This window comes from Allobosea sp. OK403, assembly GCF_900113835.1.
In the GTDB taxonomy this organism is placed as follows: Bacteria; Pseudomonadota; Alphaproteobacteria; order Rhizobiales; family Beijerinckiaceae; genus Allobosea.
Genome location: NZ_FOQV01000004.1, coordinates 337,695 through 354,862 on the forward strand (window position 1 = coordinate 337,695; position 17,168 = coordinate 354,862).

The 17,168-nt window shown below is 66.7% G+C and carries 14 protein-coding genes; 9 read left to right on the forward strand and 5 right to left on the reverse strand.

From position 1 onward, the window contains the following. Positions 1-125: 125 nt before the first annotated feature. The gene (locus BMZ97_RS17720; protein WP_092172293.1) at positions 126-1,946 is read left to right on the forward strand and encodes an ABC transporter ATP-binding protein; all 1,821 of its coding nucleotides are present in this window, start codon (positions 126-128) and stop codon (positions 1,944-1,946) included. Between the two features lie 249 nt (positions 1,947-2,195). Here the strand turns inward: BMZ97_RS17720 and BMZ97_RS17725 are convergent, their stop codons facing one another. From BMZ97_RS17725 to BMZ97_RS17735, 3 genes are all read right to left on the reverse strand, one after another. Further along, the gene (locus BMZ97_RS17725) at positions 2,196-2,783 is read right to left on the reverse strand and encodes an invasion associated locus B family protein (protein WP_092172296.1); all 588 of its coding nucleotides are present in this window, start codon (positions 2,781-2,783) and stop codon (positions 2,196-2,198) included. Positions 2,784-3,038: 255 nt separating this feature from the next. Further along, a complete protein-coding gene (gene obgE, locus BMZ97_RS17730) occupies positions 3,039-4,082 on the reverse strand; it encodes a GTPase ObgE (RefSeq protein WP_092172299.1) in 1,044 nt (347 codons plus the stop codon). 212 nt (positions 4,083-4,294) lie between these two features. Continuing rightward, positions 4,295-5,161 (reverse strand): LysR family transcriptional regulator, encoded by an 867-nt coding sequence (locus tag BMZ97_RS17735; protein ID WP_092172302.1) that lies wholly within the window; start codon positions 5,159-5,161, stop codon positions 4,295-4,297. A 140-nt stretch (positions 5,162-5,301) separates the two neighbouring features. Between BMZ97_RS17735 and BMZ97_RS17740 the strand changes: the two genes are divergently transcribed. After that, a complete protein-coding gene (locus tag BMZ97_RS17740; protein WP_175525604.1) occupies positions 5,302-6,213 on the forward strand; it encodes a DMT family transporter in 912 nt (303 codons plus the stop codon). Positions 6,214-6,254: 41 nt separating this feature from the next. Here the strand turns inward: BMZ97_RS17740 and BMZ97_RS17745 are convergent, their stop codons facing one another. Together BMZ97_RS17745 and BMZ97_RS17750 are read right to left on the reverse strand one after the other, a co-directional pair. Next, complete coding sequence (locus BMZ97_RS17745; protein ID WP_175525605.1) at positions 6,255-8,588, reverse strand: molybdopterin guanine dinucleotide-containing S/N-oxide reductase; 2,334 nt, start codon at positions 8,586-8,588, stop codon at positions 6,255-6,257. A gap of 681 nt (positions 8,589-9,269) precedes the next feature. Then, positions 9,270-10,241 (reverse strand): LysR substrate-binding domain-containing protein, encoded by a 972-nt coding sequence (locus BMZ97_RS17750; RefSeq protein WP_092172307.1) that lies wholly within the window; start codon positions 10,239-10,241, stop codon positions 9,270-9,272. Positions 10,242-10,401: 160 nt separating this feature from the next. Between BMZ97_RS17750 and BMZ97_RS17755 the strand changes: the two genes are divergently transcribed. The 7 genes from BMZ97_RS17755 to BMZ97_RS17785 all read left to right on the forward strand — a co-directional run bounded on the left by BMZ97_RS17755 (position 10,402) and on the right by BMZ97_RS17785 (position 16,996). Then, positions 10,402-10,983: a VOC family protein gene (locus tag BMZ97_RS17755; protein ID WP_210188275.1), complete on the forward strand. Its 582-nt coding sequence runs from the start codon at positions 10,402-10,404 to the stop codon at positions 10,981-10,983. A 24-nt stretch (positions 10,984-11,007) separates the two neighbouring features. Then, positions 11,008-11,430, forward strand: a complete 423-nt coding sequence (locus BMZ97_RS17760; protein WP_092172313.1) for a nuclear transport factor 2 family protein — start codon at positions 11,008-11,010, stop codon at positions 11,428-11,430. A 62-nt stretch (positions 11,431-11,492) separates the two neighbouring features. Next, a complete protein-coding gene (locus BMZ97_RS17765; RefSeq protein ID WP_092172316.1) occupies positions 11,493-12,377 on the forward strand; it encodes a fumarylacetoacetate hydrolase family protein in 885 nt (294 codons plus the stop codon). Between the two features lie 40 nt (positions 12,378-12,417). After that, complete coding sequence (locus BMZ97_RS17770) at positions 12,418-14,079, forward strand: FAD-dependent monooxygenase (protein ID WP_210188276.1); 1,662 nt, start codon at positions 12,418-12,420, stop codon at positions 14,077-14,079. Positions 14,080-14,124: 45 nt separating this feature from the next. After that, positions 14,125-15,153, forward strand: coding sequence for a TRAP transporter substrate-binding protein (locus BMZ97_RS17775; RefSeq protein ID WP_175525606.1), 1,029 nt, complete (start codon positions 14,125-14,127; stop codon positions 15,151-15,153). After that, entirely contained in the window at positions 15,150-15,692 is a 543-nt protein-coding gene (locus tag BMZ97_RS17780) for a TRAP transporter small permease (RefSeq protein ID WP_092172324.1), read from the forward strand. Before BMZ97_RS17775 ends, BMZ97_RS17780 begins: the two co-directional genes overlap by 4 nt. Continuing rightward, positions 15,689-16,996 carry a TRAP transporter large permease gene (locus BMZ97_RS17785; RefSeq protein ID WP_092172327.1) on the forward strand — a complete coding sequence of 436 codons (1,308 nt, stop codon included), beginning with the start codon at positions 15,689-15,691 and terminating at the stop codon, positions 16,994-16,996. Before BMZ97_RS17780 ends, BMZ97_RS17785 begins: the two co-directional genes overlap by 4 nt. The last annotated feature ends 172 nt before the right edge of the window (positions 16,997-17,168 follow it).

Below are 17,168 nucleotides of genomic sequence, written 5' to 3' on the forward strand. Positions count from 1 at the left end.
TATCGGACGCCAGCTTCGTGTCTGGAGCAAGACCTCGCTGCGCGTGCCTGCCTTGCGAGGCCCGAATCCTTCGGAAACACGAAGCCCGGTAGCGCTTGCGCCAGCGTCGTGATAGGCCCCGCGCCATGAAGATCGGCCGCGTTACCGACGACACTTTCGCGCTTTTCGCCCGCGTCTGGCGCGAGCAGGGCAAAACCTATCTGCCGCAAATGGCGATGATCATGGGCCTCGTGGTCGTGATCGCCGCGACGACGAGCTTCTATCCACTGCTGATCAAGGCGGCGTTCGACGCCTTCGCTGACCCGCTCAGCGCCGAGGCGACCGGCTTCGTGCGCCGGATGGAGCGCCTCGTCTCGAAATCGATCGACTTCGAGATCGGCGTCGTCAACGCCGTCGCGATCGTCGTCGTCATCGTCACCGCGATCAAGGGCTTCTCCCTGCTGACGCAGACCGTGATGACCAACAGCGTCGTCAGCCGCATCGAGGCCGACATGCAGACGCAGCTCTACGCGCATCTGATCGACGCCGACCTCGCCCAGCTTCAAAAAGAGAATCCCGCCTCCCTCACGCAGCGCTTCACCACCGACTTCACCTTCGTCAAGGAGGCGCTGACGCGGCTCGTCAACATCGCCGTGCGCGACGTGCTGACCGCGATCGCGCTCGTCGGCGCCCTGCTCTGGATCGACTGGCAGATGACCTTGGTCGTGCTGCTGATCGCGCCGATCGTGGCGCGGCCGATCGGCCGCATCGGCAAGAAGCTGCGCCGCATGGCGGTATCGCAGCAGGAACAGACCGGCGTGATGGCGAGCCTCGTCACCGAGAGCCTGCAGGGCGCGCGCGCCGCCAAGACCGATTCGCTCGAGCCCTACCTCAAGGCGCGCGCGGCCGCCGCCTTCGAATCGATCCGCGCTGTCAAGATGAAGTCGGCCAATGCGCGCGGCCGGCTCGATCCGTTGCTCGAGGTCGCGGGCGGCATGGCGGTCGCAGGCGTGCTCGCCGCGATCGGCGTGCGCATCACCTCGGGCGGCTCGACGGTCGGCGATTTTACCGGCTATGTCTCGGCGCTGCTGCTGGCAGCGCAACCGATGCGCTCGCTCGGCAACCTCAACGCCATCGTCCAGGAGGCCGGCGCCTCGCTGAAGCGCTATTATGCCCTGATCGACGAGAAGCCGGTGATCACGCAGCGCCCCGACGCCAGACCGCTTGTGGTCGAGGCCGGCGAGATCGCCTTCAGGGGGCTGCGCTTCCGCTATCGCGACGATGCGCGGGCGCTGGAGGGCATCGACCTTGTCGTCCAGGGCGGCAAGATGACCGCGCTGGTCGGCCGCTCCGGCTCCGGCAAATCGACCTTGCTCGCTTTGGTGCCGCGGCTCTACGACCCCAGCGAGGGCCGCGTCGAGATCGACGGGCAGGATCTGCGCGACCTCTCGCTCGCCAGCCTGCGCAGCCAGATCGGCGTGGTCAGCCAGGATGTCGTGCTGTTCGACGATACGGTGCGCGCCAATATCAGCTTCGGCCGGCCCAACGCGACCGAAGACGAGATCGTCGCCGCCGCCAAGGGCGCCGCCGCGCATGACTTCATCATGGCGATGCCGGAGGGCTATGACAGCCAGGTCGGCGAGCGCGGCTCGAAGCTTTCGGGTGGCGAGCGCCAGCGCATCGCGATCGCCCGCGCCATCCTGAAGGACGCGCCGATCCTGCTGCTCGACGAGGCGACCAGCGCGCTCGACACCGAATCCGAGCGGCTCGTCCAGCAGGCGCTGGCCCGCCTGATGCAGAACCGCACCACGCTGGTGATCGCTCACCGTCTCTCGACCGTGCGCGAGGCCGACCTCATCGTCGTGCTGGACGAAGGCAAGATCGTCGAGACCGGCAGCCATGACGCCCTGCTGGCGCGCGACGGCAGCTATGCCCGACTGCACCGGCTGCAATTCGTCGAGAGCTGACGCGTCAGCGCGTTTTCCATTAAAGCTGTCCCGTCATTGCGAGCGCAGCGAAGCAATCCAGGGCCGTCTAGCGAGACCTCCTGGATTGCTTCGTCGCTTTGCTCCTCGCAATGACGCCGCAAGCCGTGTGAAAAACGATCTAGCGTAGCCCTTCGGGGCGAAGTTCTTCACTGAACCACGTCGTTATCCCGGGCCGACCTTCGGTCGCCCAGGATGACGGGATGGTTCCCTGCGAAGCGATTCAGGCGCTCACGGCTCCCGTGCCAGCGCGTCGGCCGCCGCCTGGAAGCCACGGAAGGAGAAGGGCAGCGTCACCGGCCGGTTCGCCGCGTCCTGGAAGCGCAATTGCCCGCCTTCCGAATAGCCGCGCCAGCGCTTCAGCAGATCATCGCTCATCGCAACCTCGGCGAAGCAGCCGCCGGGAATGCAGCGCGAGAACGCAGCCAGCGTGCCCTCGTCCTTCTCGCCCAGCGCGACACGCACGCCGGCATTGGGGCCCAGCGTCACATTCGGCGCGACCTGCACGACGAGCTTATAGGGCTCGGTCTTGATCGGCCGACCGACCGCGACGAGCGCGACCGGACCCTGCTGCCCCTGGACCTGCAAGGTCTGCACGACCTCGCAGATGCGTGTGCCGACGCCCTGCTGGCAGCGATGCGTCCAGTCGCCATAGGTCGCGGTGGTGTTGTCGGGCTGCGAAACGCCGCCGGGCGCGGGAGCCGCTGCCGCCGGCCGCTGTTGCCCTTGGGCCGCAGCCGGGCTGCGTTGCGCCTGGGCGAAAGCCGAGCCGGCACAGATCAGCGCCAGCAACACGGTCGGGGAAGTGAGGTGCTTCATGTCGCGGCGTTTCCAGAGATTTCGTTGGAAACACTATTGCCGCGACGCCATGCCCTTGCGCAAGGGCCGCCGCCATCTTGGGAACGGCGGTTCGCAATTCTGTCACCGGATAGAGCAGGATGCGAAAAAGTGGGAACCGGTTTTTCGCATTGATCCTGCTCTCACTCTCAAATGAGAGACGGATTCAGATTTCAGATCGGATCACTGCGTGATCCCATCTGAAATCATCCTGTTCTCACTCTTCGATGAGAGCGATCACGGCCGCCAGCCGGTCTCCTCGACAGGAGCGTTCTCGCGCGCCTCGTCCTTGCGCGCCTCGTCGACGATCGCAAACAGCGCCCGCAGCGCCGCTTCGACGCCCTCGCCCGAGGCCGAGGACAGAATGATCGGCATGCGCTTGCAGGCCCGCTTCAACCGCGCCACCTGCTCCTTGAGCAATTCGGGGCTGAGCGCATCGACCTTGGACAGCGCCACGATCTCGGGCTTCTCGTCCAGGCCTTCACCATAGAGGCTGAGCTCCTGCCGCACGGTCTTGTAGGCCTTGCCCGCATGTTCGCTGGTGCCTTCGACAAGATGCAGCAACACGCGGCAACGCTCGACATGGCCGAGGAACCGGTCGCCGAGGCCATGGCCTTCATGCGCACCCTCGATCAGGCCGGGAATATCGGCGAGCACCATCTCGCGCCCGTCGACCCGCACCACGCCGAGGCCCGGATGCAGGGTGGTGAAGGGGTAATCGGCGATCTTGGGCTTGGCCGCAGTCACCGTGGCAAGGAAAGTCGATTTGCCGGCATTCGGCAGGCCGATCAGCCCGGCATCGGCGATCAGCTTCAGCCGCAGCCAGACCCAGCGTTCCTCGCCGATCAGGCCCGGATTGGCATGGCGCGGGGCCTGGTTGGTCGCGGTCTTGAAATAGGCATTGCCGAAGCCGCCATTGCCGCCCTTGCACAAAACGAAGCGCTGTCCGGCCTGCGTCAGGTCGGCGATCAGCGTTTCGCCGTCCTCGTCGAAGATCTGCGTGCCCGGCGGCACCTTCAGCACCTTCACTTCGCCATTGGCGCCATGCCGGTCGGCGCCCATGCCGTGCCCGCCGATCTTGGCCTTGAAATGCTGCTGGAAGCGGAAGTCGATCAGCGTGTTGAGGCCTTGCACGCATTCGATCACGACATCGCCGCCGCGCCCGCCATCGCCGCCATTGGGCCCGCCGAACTCGATGAATTTTTCGCGCCGGAAGGAGACGCAGCCCGCGCCGCCATCGCCCGCCTTCACATAGATTTTTGCTTGGTCGAGGAATTTCATGGGATTCGAAATCGTTCTGCGAACTGGGAAAAGAAAGGCGCCGCGTCATCCTGGACAAGCGGCGAAGCCGCGCAGATCCGGGATCCATCGTAAAGCTCCGGAGCCCTATGATGGATCCCGGGTCTTCGCTTCGCTACGCCCAGGATGACGGGGGAAAGCGCGTGTGGCCTTGGCTTTAGGCTGATGCGCCCTGCGGGGCAATCCCGCCACGCCTATGCCGCCAGCCGCGGCGCGGCCATTTCGTCGCGTAGCGCGTCGGCGAAGCGCCTTGCCGCGAGCCCCGGCTGCGGCCCGATGATCAGGCCGACCGAGAGATCGAACAGAGGCGGCAGGTCCTCTGCCGGACCCAGGCGCCGCAGGCTCGGAGGAATCGCGCTCTCGGTCAGGGCCGTGACGCAAAACCCCGCCTCAACAGCCGAGAGCATGCCCGAGGTGTGCGAGCAGGAGAACACCAGCCGGTGCGCCTTGCCCGCCGCGCCCAGCGCCGAGAGGATGCGCGGGCGCGCCCGGCAGCCCTCCGAGAACAGCGCCAGCGGCAGCACCTCCTGCAGCTCCGGGCGATGGCCGCGCCCCGCGACCCAGATCATCGCCTCGCGCCGCAAGACCTCGCCGATCGGCCGGTTGGGATCCTGCGTCACCACGGCGAGGTCGAATTCGCCGGCCGCCAGCGCCGGCTCGATCCGCTTCGAGAGATCGCAGCGCAATTCGAGCTCGACCTTGGGGTGTTCGGCCGCGAAACGCGCGATCAGCGGGCGTAAGTATGCGTCCATGTAATCATCGGGAATGCCGATACGCAGCCGCCCCGAGGCCGACGCGCCGCCGAGATCGGCCAGCGCCTCACGCTCGATCGTCAGAAGCCGGCGGGCATGCGCGATCAATCGCTCGCCCGCATCGGTCGGCGTCACGCCCCGGCGCGAACGCTCAAGCAGACGATGGCCGATCTGGCTCTCGAGATCCTGGATGCGTACCGAGATCGCCGATTGCGTGCGGCCGAGCCGGGCGCTCGCGGCGGTGAAGCCGCCGGTCTCGGCGACCGCGACCAGCATGTCGAGCGCGGCGAGATCAAAATGCGCGGTCATGGCGTCCTCCCAATCATGGCTGCCTGCCTGTCACAGGCCTCTCCATCGATCGCTTTTAAGAATGGTTAAATCAGAATAATCCGTTTTTCCGATTGATGGAAGTTGGCTATATCGCGGGCGATTGCTCAGGAAGTCGCCAGATGTCCACGCCCGCTCTCGTCATGCCTCGCCCTGCCACCCCGGCGCTGGCGATGTTCGTTGCGCTGCTCACCGGCGCGACCTGCATCGGCTTTTCCGGCGTCTTCATGCGCCTGGCCGATGTCGGCCCGGCCGCCGGCGGCTTCTGGCGCATGCTGTTCGCACTGCCCGTGCTCGCACTCTGGACGGCGCTGGAGCAGCGCAAGGCGGTCTCGGGCGCGGTGCGTCCCGGCGCGCTCATCCCGATCGCGCTCGCCGGTCTCACCTTCGCGATCGACGTGGTGCTCTACAACGCAGCGCTTGGCCACACCACGATCGCCAACGCCTCGCTGCTCGGCAATCTCTCGCCGGTCGCGGTCGTGCTCGGCGGCTGGCTCCTGCTCGGGGAGAAGCCGACGCAGCGCATCCTCGGCGCGCTTGCGCTGGCGCTTGGCGGCGCGCTGATGCTGGTGCTGCCGAAATTCATCGGCGCCCCCAGCGCCGCCTCGCCCGGCGGGCTCTTCGGCGACATGCTGGCGACCGGCGCGGCCTTCTCCTATGCCGGCTATATCCTCGCCGTGCGCCGCGCCCGCGAGCGGGCCGATGCCGGCCGGATCGGCCTGATCTCCAGCGCGCTCTGCGCCGTCTTCTGCCTCGCAGCCGCGCTCGCGCTCGGCGAGACCATCATCCCGGCGAGCCTGCAGGGCTGGCTTGCGGTGATCGCGCTCGGCCTGGTCTCGCATGCGCTCGGCCAGGGCCTGATCACACTCTCGCTCGGCAGCTACGGCGCCAGCGCCGCCTCCCTCGTCATGGTCTGGCCGGCGCTCGTCAGCGTGCTCGCCGCCTGGGCGATCTTCGGCGAGCAGCCCTCGCCGGCGCAGGCCTTTGGCGGCGTCGCGATCCTGGCGGCGGTGCTGCTGGTGCGGCGCGGCTGAATCGCGCCCGCTTCGCCGATCAACCGCTCACGAAGCCCGTCTCACGAAGGCCGCCGAACCGGCGGATCATAAGCCTGGATCGGCGGCAGGTTGCCGTCGAAGCGCTCGACCTGGACAGTGGTCAATTGTCCCGTACAGCCCTGCGCCAGCGCCGAGGTGCCGACATCCCGGGTCAGGACGTTGGGATTGCCGTGGACGCAGAGCGGCTTGTCCTCCTCGGGATCGACCGGATCGTACCAGGCGCCGGTCGGCAGCTGGACCACGCCCAGGCGGATGCCGTCGGTGACATGGACGCCGGCCAGGCAGGCGCCGCGCTCGTTGAAGATGCGGATGATGTCGCCGTCAGCGATGCCGCGCTCGGCCGCATCCTGCGGATGCATGCGCGCGACCTCGCGGCCGCGATGCTTGGCGCCGCTACTGTGGCCGCCGAAGTCGAACTGGCTGTGCAGCCGCGTGCGCGGCTGGTTGGCGACGAGGACGACGGGCGAGGCCGCGTCGGGCACATTGGTGTCTCCTAGCCAGGTCGGATGGCCAGGACAATCCGCCTCGCCGAAGCTCGCGATCCTCTGCGAGAAGATCTCCAGCTTGCCGCTCGGCGTCGGCAGTGGATGCGCTACCGGGTCGGTGCGAAAGGCCCGCAGGCGCCCGCCATCATCGGCCTGCTGGGGCATGTCGTAGCCCTCGCTCGCCTGGAACTCGGCAAAGCTCGGCGCCGGCAGGCCGGCCTCGGCGAGTGCGGCCCGCGTCGGCTCATAGAGATGCTCGAGCCATTGCCGGACCGTACGGCCCTCGGTGAAGGCCTGGGCCGTGCCCAGCCGCTCGGCGAGATCGGCGAAGATCGCGTAGTCGTCGCGCGCCTCGCCATAAGGAGCGATCACGGGCCGCATCGGCACGAGCAGCGGATCATTGGCATTGCCGCCGATGTCCTCGCGCTCCAGCGTCATCGTGCAGGGCAGGACGATGTCGGCGTGGCGGGCCGTCGCCGTCCAGGCCAGTTCGTGGACGACGAGCGTGTCGAGCCTGGCGAAAGCCTGCTTCAGCCGGTTCAGGTCCTGGTGATGATGGAACGGATTGCCGCCGGCCCAGTAGACCAGCTTGATCTGCGGATAGGTCCGGGTCTGGCCGTTATAGCGATAGCTCGCGCCGGGGTTCAGCAGCATGTCCGAGATGCGCGCCACCGGAATGAAGTCGGTGACGGCATTGCGCCCCTGCGGCAGGGTCGGCATCGGCACGGCGTTGTAGCGCCGGCCGTAATAACCGATCGCACCCAGCGCATAGCCATAGCCGCCGCCCGGCAGGCCGATCTGGCCGAGCGCGGCCGCCAGCACCATGCCCATCCAGACCGGCTGCTCGCCATGCTCGGCCCGCTGCAGCGCATGCGCCACGACGATCAGCGCGCGCTTGCCATGCAGCCGCCTGGCCAGCGCCGTGATCGCCTGCGCCGACACGCCGGTGATGGCGGCGGCCCAGGCGGCATCCTTGGGCTGTCCGTCGGCCTTACCCAACAGATAATCCTCGAAGACCGGCCAGCCGACAGTGTAGCGCTCCAGGAAATCGCGGTCGTGCAGCCCCGCGACGACGAGGCTGTGGACCAGCGCCATCATCAGCGCCGTGTCGGTGCCCGGGATGCTGGAGAGCCATTCGGCGCCGGCTTCCTCCGGCAGATCGCCGCGCAGCGGGCCGACCAGTACGAAGTCGCAGCCCCGCTCATGGGCGCGCTGCATCGCGCCGCGCTCGACATGCTTGCTGCTGCCGCCGCCCGTGACCATGCTGTTCTTCAGCGCCATGCCGCCAAAGGCGAGCACGATCTCGCTGTGCTCAGCGATCTGCTCCCAGGAGACGTTGCGCTTCACCAGATCCTCGTAGTCGCCGATGATATGCGGCACGAGGACGGAAGAGGCGCCCGAGGAGTAGCTGTTGACCGACTTCACATAGCCGCCGGTCGAGGTGTTGAGGAAACGATGGACCTGGCTTTGGGCATGGTGGAAGCGCCCGGCGCTGGACCAGCCATAGGAGCCGCCGAAGATCGCGCCCGGGCCGAAATCGTCGCGCACCCGCCTGAGTTCGCCCGCAAGCTTGTCGAGCACGGCGCTCCACGACATCGGCACATATTCGTCGCGGCCGCGGCGCTCATCGGGTCCCGGCCCGTTCTCCAGCCAGCCCCGGCGCACCATCGGCTGCGCGATGCGGGCGCGGTGGCGCAGCGCGCCCGGAAAATTCTGGATGATTTCGTTGGGATCGGGATCGCCGGCATGGGGCCTGACCTCCAGCTCGCCATCCTTCATCCGCGCCGAGAACACACCCCAATGCGAGGTGTGCGGCCGGAAACCCTCTTCCAGCGGAGCCTCGGAGATCGGGGCGGTCAACGTCGTCATCGTGGTGCTTCCAGCTGCCGGACAGGTGACGGAAGCCTAGGACATCTTCGCTGGGAGAACGAGAGCCGTGGCGAAAGGGGGGAATGCGTCCGGCGGTGGTCTGGGCGCGCCTTGAGATGCCCCAGCAGGGGCGGAGGCGGGGGCAAGTTTAAAATCATCCCCTCACCTTTTCACTGCAGCCGCGACGCCCTCTTCCCTTCTCCCGAATTGGAAGGTGGCGCGGAGCTCCGGTCCGAAGCGCGTCATGGTCAGGCTTGACCCGACCATCTCGTAAACCAGAGCGCTCTGGTCATGAGATTCTCAGGGCGCGCAAGCCCGAGAATGACGCTCTGAAGTGCTTAGGCGAGCCGGCATAGATTCAAATCCACCACCACGACTTGTCGCGCATATCCCGAAGGCTCATGCGACCTCTGAAAAGCCGCACGAAGAACCATACGAGCACACACGCGCCAATCACGCCCTGTCCGATGAGCAACCGGAACCAAACGCCCGACAGGCCGATCTCTCATGTCTGCCACATACTCGCGCGCTTTTTTTGAAGGGCGGCTATGGGTCAAAAGCGATCTTATAGATGCCGTTGAGCCGACGTTCGCTTCCGGGCAGCAATCCAACCTCCGCTGTCGGGAGCCGGACATTTGCGACCCAGCCCAAACCTATTGACAGGCCCCTGGCGATCAGACGCTAAACAGCAGGATCAGCCTCGCCCCTGGGCAGCGCATTCTGCAGTTGCGCCTCAGACGATCGGCCCCCTCCGAACGGTTCGAGCCGCAACGTTGCCCGTCGCATCAGATCGAGAAGATGCAGCGCCGCCGGCGTTAGCGGCAGATCGGCCCGCCGTACCACCACGAGCGCCGGCGCGGTCAGCTCCTCCATGATCTTGATCGTAGTCAGGGCTTGCCCCGTCATCTCGAAATCCTGCCACTGGCCCGGCACCATCGCGAGCAGATCGCTGTTGGCGAGGCAGGTCAGCAAGGTGAGCGCGGACTGGCTGCGTACGGCCAGATGGGGCGCGGGCAGGTCATGGCCTGCAAAGAAGGCGTTGATCTCGGCGCCGTCGTCGGCCGTGATCGACGTCGTCACCCAGTCCTGTCCCGCAAGCTCGCGCAGGGAAGTCGCGCCTGCCAGCGGATGCCCGGCCCGGCAGAGCACGACGCGGCGGTTCTGGAAGAGCACCTCGAGGCTGAGCTCCGGGACGGCCTGCGCCCCGCCTTCCGGGCCGATGTAGAAATCGACCGAGCCGTCCCGCAGCCGTGTTTCGAGCGTGGGATAGAAGCCCTCGATGATATGCAGCTTGATGTTCGGATAGCGCGCCCGGAAGGGCCGCAGGCTCGATGGCAGCAGCGCCAGATGCGCGGCGATCGACAGGCCGACCGTCACGGTGCCGGTGCCGGCCCCGCGTAGCTGTTCCATTTCCTCGCGCGTGCGCCGGATCTCCGACAGGATCGAGCGCGCGCGGGCGATGAAGGCCTGGCCCAGAGGCGTGGCGACGACGCCGCGCGCGCGCCGTTCGAACAAGGGCGCTCCCAGCTCGCGCTCCAGCATGGCGAGGCTGCGCGTCAGCGCCGGCTGCGCGAGCCGCAAATGGCGCGACGCTGCCCGGACGCTGCCGCGCTCGGCGATCGCGACGACCTCCTCGAAGTGATGAAGCTTCACGGCGCGGCCTCCATTACGAAGAATATCGAAGTGATGCCGAACCGCTATCGCTTTGGCATTCTTGTCATCTGTTCAGGTATATCCCTATCCGCTAGCTCTGTTCCACCGAAAACGCAGGCGCCACGCCCTCACCGGAAGAATGGCGCCGCAGGAGGAACGCATGGACATCATCAAGCCCGCCTTCCATCACGTCACGTTCAAGACCAGCCGGCTCGTGGAAATGGTCGCCTGGTACGGCCGGGTGGTCGGCGCCACACCGAATTTCCAGGATGCGAACAATGCCTGGACCACGAATGACGCGGCCAATCACCGCGTCGCCTTCCTGTCGGCGCCCGGGCTCGGCGACGATCCCGACAAGCGCAGCCATAACGGCATGCACCACAGCGCCTTCGAGTATGAGAGCTTCGACGATCTGATGTCGTCCTATGCCCGGCTGCGCGACGAGGGCATCGCGCCGGCCTTCTGCCTCGACCACGGCATGACGATCTCGCTCTACTATCGCGATCCCGAGGGCAATTTCGTCGAGCTGCAATGCGACAGCTATGGCGACTGGAAGCAGTCCAGCGCGTGGATGCGGACCTCGCCCGACTTCAAGGCCAATCCGATCGGGACCTTCTTCGATCCCGAGCGCGTCTATCGGGCCCATAAGGATGGTGCGGGCTTCGACGCGCTGCACGTCGGAATGCGCAAAGGCGACTACGAGCCGGCCGGCGCGCCGCCCGATCTCGGCCTGCCGATCTGACGGCGCGGCGGCGGCTCGTCGGCGATGACGCTCCGGCTTACCCTCGAGGATCGCGTGGCGATCGAGGATCTGATCCAGCGCCACGCCTGGCTGATCGACCATGGCGAATCCGACCGCATCGGGGAGCTGTTCACACAGGACGCGGCGCTCTACGGCATCGGTCCGGATAAGCTCGGGCGTGCCGCCATCGCGAATTGGGGAGCCGAGCGTGCCGCGATGCGCGACCGGCGCTCGCGCCACGTCCAGAGCAATATCCTGATCGAGCCGATCTCGCCGGAGACAGCGCGCGGATGCGTCGTGTTGACGCTCTACCGTCATGACGGGCCGGGGCCGGGCTCAGCCACGCCGTTCCTGATCTGCGAATACGACGACCGCTACCGCAAGGACGCGGACAGAGCATGGCGCTTCACGGAGCGGCGCCTGTCCGTGCTCTTCGGCGAAACCTGACCACAAGCCGACCCCGGCTGGCCCTGCTACGGCCGCTACATGTTTCAGAAGGAGTGCCTTCGATGCGTCTCGCCACCATCTCCCGCGAGGGCAAGGCCCGGCTCGCGGTCTATCGCGGCCAGGATCTCGTCGATCTCTCAGTGGCCGGCCCCGGCCTGCCGGAAACCATGCTCGCCTTCGTCGAAGGCGGTGAAGTGGCGCGGGCAGCCGTCGCAGCCGCGCTCGACAAGGCACCTGCCTCGGCAGTGCTCGACCCGGAGCGGGCAACCTTCCTGCCGGTGTTGCCGCGCCCAGGCAAGATCATCTGCGTCGGCCTCAACTATGCCGATCATTCGGCCGAGAGCGGCTTCAAGCAGCCGGATTATCCGACGCTCTTCGGCCGCTTCTCCACGACGCTGATCGGTCATCGGGCGCCGATGATCCGGCCGAACCTCTCGGACCAGCTCGACTATGAAGGGGAGATCGCCGCAGTGATCGGCAGGCACGGCAAATATGTGCCGAAGGCCACCGCGCTCGATCTCGTCGCCGGCTATGCCGTCTTCAACGAGGGTTCGGTGCGCGAGTACCAGTTCAAGTCGCCGCAATGGACGGTCGGCAAGAACTTCGACAGCACGGGTGCCTTCGGCCCGGCTCTGATCACCGCCGACGAACTGCCTCCAGGCGCCAAGGGGCTGAAGCTCGAGACCCGCCTCAACGGCCAGACCGTTCAGAGCGCCTCGACCGACACAATGGTCTTCGATGTGGCGAGCCTGATCGCGATCATCAGCGAGGCGATCAGTCTGGAGCCGGGCGATGTCATCGTCACCGGGACGCCGGCGGGCGTCGGCGGCGCGCGCAAGCCGCCGCTCTTCATGAAGCCTGGCGATGTCTGCGAGGTCGAGGTCGAGGGCATCGGCCTGCTGGTCAATCCCATCGCTCAGGAAGCCGCCGCCCAGACCGCCGCCTGACCGGGCGGGCATCGCGGAGCAGGACGAAAGGGGACGTGCGGTGAAAGACAGTGGCAACCTGATCGACGTGCTGATCGCCGGCGCTGGCCCCGTGGGGCTCGCCGCCGCCATCGAACTCGGCCGCCGCGGCGTGCGCTGCCTTGTGGTCGAGCGTAACGACCGGGTCGGCTACGCGCCGCGCGCGAAGACGACGAATGTCCGCACGCGCGAGCATCTGCGCCGTTGGGGGATCGCCGACAGGCTGCGCGAGGTCTCGCCGATGCCGCGCGACTATCCCTCGAACGTCGTCTTTGCCACGCGGATGACGGGCCCCAGGCTCGCGCGTTTCGAGAACGCGTTGAATGGCAGCCCGGCGCGCAATGACCTCTATTCCGAATCCGCCCAGTGGGTGCCGCAATATGTGCTGGAGGAGGTTCTGCGCGAGCATGCGGCCTCGCTGCCGGGCGTGACCATTAGCTTCAGCACCGAACTTGCCTCCTTCACGCAGGATGGCGGCGGTGTGACGAGCGAGCTCAAGGACCTTTCGACGGGGGCCGTGCGCCGCGTCGGGAGTGCCTACCTCATCGGCGCCGACGGAGCGCGCAGCCTGGTTCGCGACGCCATCGGCGCGACAATGACCGGCGACAGGGCCTATTCGCGCAACTACAACATCATCTTCCGCGCTCCCAACCTCGCCAGCCGCCACGCGCATGGCGAGGCGATCATGTACTGGATGATCAACGAGGAGCTGCCTTCGCTGCTCGGGCCGATGGATGGGCAGGGGCTGTGGTTCTTCATGGTCACCAAGCTCGCCAACGACATCGATCCGGCGAGCGTCGATCCCGTCGCCCTGATCCGCCAGGGCACCGGCCTCCACGACCTCGAGATCGAGATCGTCAGCAAGGACCCTTGGGTCGCGCACAAGCTGGTTGCGGATCGTTACGAGAAGGGGCGCGTCTTCCTTGCCGGCGACGCCTGCCATCTCCACCCGCCCTTCGGCGGCTTCGGCATGAACATGGGCATCGGCGATGCGGTCGATCTCGGCTGGAAGCTGGCCGCCGTGCTCCAGGGCTGGGGCGCGCCGGAACTGCTGGCGAGCTACGAGGCGGAGCGGCGCCCGGTGCATGAGCGCACCATCGCGGAAGCGGTGATCAATTACGGCGTGCTCGGCAATCAGCTCGTCCGGCCGGGTCTGGAGGATTCCGGGCCGCTTGGCGAGGCGACGCGCCGCGAGGTCGGCGAGATCATCGAGGCGACCAAGCTGCGCGAATTCAGGACGCTCGGCATCGTGCTGGGCTCCCGCTACGCGGATTCGCCCATCATCGTGCCGGATGGCAGCGAGCCGCCGCCGGAACATTTCATGCTCTATGTGCCCTCGGCTCATCCCGGCTGCCTCGCTCCGCATCTGTGGCTGAACGACGGCTCGTCGCTCTACGACCATTTCGGCTCCGGATTCACGCTGCTCGTCACGGCAGGTGAGACGCAGCAGGCGGCAGGCTTCGCAGCTGCGGCCGAGCACCTCGGAGTTCCGCTGACGGTTCTCGCACCGGGCGACCGGCGCTTGCCTGCGCGCTACGCTGCGCGGTTCGCGCTGATACGGCCGGACCAACACGTCGCCTGGCGCGGCGATGCCCTGCCCGCTGATGCCGCGGGACTGCTCGCGCGCGTCACCGGGGCGATCGAAAAGGGAGCGGTCGCACCGGAATCTGCTACGGCCGCATAGAAGACCAACGACAAAAGAACCGGGGAGGAAACGATGATACGAGGAATGGCGGACGCCCTGCTGTGCGCCCTGTTCGGCCTGTCTCTCTCGGCGGCGGGGGCTATCGCGCAGACCATCGAGCTCAAGGTCTCGCATTACCTGCCTCCCAACCACCAGCTTCACAAGAAGCTCGAAGAGTGGGGCGATGATCTTGCCAAGCGTTCAGGCGGGCGGCTCAAGCTCACGATCTTCCCCGCCGCGCAGATGGGACCGATGCCGCGGCAATACGACCTCGCCCGCACCGGCGTCGCCGATATCTCCTTCTTCCTGCACGGTGCGCTGCCGGGGCGCTTCCCGCTCACGGAACTCACCCAGATCCCTTACGTCTTCAATCGCGGTGAAGGCTCTGCCTCCAAAGCGATCAGTACTGCCGAGGCCTCCGCGATCGTGACCGGGATGGCCGCCGATCTCGCCGCCGAGCATGAGGGCACGAAGCTGCTCTACTTTATCGCCACGCCGACGGTGAGCCTGTTCTTCAACCGCGGCGCCGTGCGCGACCCTGCCGCGATGCGCGGCCTGCGTATCAGGCACAACGGGCCGATCGCGTCCGCGATGATCGAAGTCTGGGGCGGCAGCCCCGCAGCGGTCACGCCAGCGGAGCTTTCCGACGCGCTGGCCAAGGGCACCATCACCGGCATGCTGTTCAATTACGAGGCAGCCAAGTCCTTCCAGATGGCCGAGAGCATGAAGTCGGTGACTCCGGTGAAGGCGTCCGCAGGCACCTTCGCGCTGGTCATGAATGCCGAGCGCTACAAGTCTCTCCCGGAAGATCTGCGCAAGATCATCGATGAAACCACGGGACCGGAGGCCGCGCGCAAGATCGGTGCGCTCTACGACGCGGCCGAGGATGACGGTGAGAAGTATCTGCGTGCGGCCAATGTCGAGATCGTCGATCTGACGCCGGCCGAGCGCGCCACCTTCGAGGAGAGGACCAAGCCCATCGCCGCCACCTTCCTGGCCAAGGCCGAGGCGAAGAACGCCAAGGCGCGCGATTTCTACGAGCGGCTGCGCGCGGCCGTGGGCGGAACCCAATGAGCGGCGGCGCGGGTCCGCGGTTCGATCCCGTCCGCATTCTCACCCACTGCGGTGCGATTGCGCTCGCCGTGATGCTGTTCTGGACGATGCTCGACATCGGCGGGCGGCTCGCCTTCAACACGCCGATCCACGGCACGCTCGATCTCGTCGAGGTCACGCTGGTGCTCGTCGCCTTCCTTGCCCTGCCGGAGTGCTTCCGGCGCGACGAGCAGATCAAGGTCGATGTCTTCGACGCCATGCTCAGCCCGCGCCGACTCGGGTTCCTGATCCTGATCGGCGAGGTTGCGACGCTAGCTTTCCTCAGTCTCTTGGCCGCCACCCTTTTGCAGCCGCTGGCCGACGCCTATCGCTTCGGCGACCAGAAGCCCGATCTTCCGGTGCCTATCTGGACCTTGCTGCTGGCGATCGAAGTTGCCCTCGTCGTGTCCATGCTCGTCGTCCTGCGCCGGGTCGGCTCTCAGCTGAAGGCCGCCCTGTGGCAGCCAGGCAAAGAGACGCAGCCCCATGCCCTCCATCGCCATGAGGAGGCTACCCCATGAGCGCGACCTCCATCGGCCTGATCGGCATGGCGACGCTGGTCGGCATGATCCTCGCCCGCATACCCGTCGCCGTGGCGCTCGGCCTCGTCGGCTTCGTCGGCTACGCTGCTATCGATGGTTTCGCCAAGGCGCGGCTTGTCTTCGGGGCGGTGCCGCTCGAATTGTCTTCGGCCTATGCGCTTTCCGTGCTGCCGCTGTTCACGCTGATGGGGACGCTCGCAACCATGGCCGGCCTCTCCGGCGACCTCTTCCGCGCAAGCAACGCCGTCTTCGCCGGCATGCGCGGCTCGCTCGCGATGGCGGCGGTCGGCGCCTCGGCGGCCTTCGGTGCGGTCTGCGGCTCGTCGCTGGCGACGGCCGCGACGATGAGCCGGATCTCGATCCCGCAAATGCTGAAGGCGGGCTATTCGCCGGCGCTGGCCGCCGGTGTCGTCGCGGCCGGTGGGACGCTCGGCATCCTGATTCCGCCTTCGCTGATCCTGATGATCTACGGCATCATCGCGCAGCTCTCGATCATCAAGCTGTTCGCAGCCGCCCTGATTCCCGGCCTCGTTCTGACCGCGCTCTATCTCGCCACCGTCGCGTTCTGGGTGTGGCTCAGGCCGGAGGCGGCGCCGAAGCTGCCGACGGAGGGGCGGGCTCAGTCGTTCCGCCTCGTGCTTTCGATCTGGGACGTCGTCCTGCTGTTCGCGGTCACCTTCGGCGGCATCTATCTCGGCTGGTTCAGCCCGACGGAGGCCGCCGCGGTCGGCGCCTTCGGCGCGCTTCTGCTCGGGCTCCTGCGGCGCGGCTTCAAGCGCGGCGACGTCAGCACCGCCTTCACCGAGACGACGCGGATCACCGCCAATCTCGTCCTGATCGTGCTGGGATCGACGATCTTCTCCTATTTCGTCGTTCAGACCGGCATGGCCCAGTCCGTGGTCCGGAGCATCGATGCGGTCGGGCTGCCGCCGCTCGCGGTCATGCTGCTGCTCGTCGCCTTCTACGTCTTCCTCGGCTGCTTCCTCGAAGGGATCGGCATGGTGCTGGTGACGGTGCCGGTGCTGCTGCCGCTCGTGCTCTCGACGGGCTACGACCCGATCTGGTTCGGCGTCTTGCTGGTGATCGTCGTCGAGATCGGCCTGATCCATCCGCCAGTGGGGATGAACCTCTTCGTCATCCGCTCGCAGGCGCCGCAGATCAGCCTGGGAGCGATGTATCGCGGCGTCTTGCCGTTCCTGGTCGCCCCATTTGTGCTGATCGCGCTGCTGCTTGCCTGGCCCGAACTCGCGCTTTGGCTTCCGCGCCATCTCACAGGAATATGACGACACCGCTGCCCCACTTTCTGACATTGGGCCGCCTCTCCAAGCGGACCAGGGCAACCCTTCTCAGCCAAATCGAAGGAGGCTCTTGTCAGCCCGGCTTGATACCAGCCTCTTCAACGACGCAGTTGGCGCGCTGGGCTTCACCTTCGATGAACCGCGCGGCTGCGTGAAG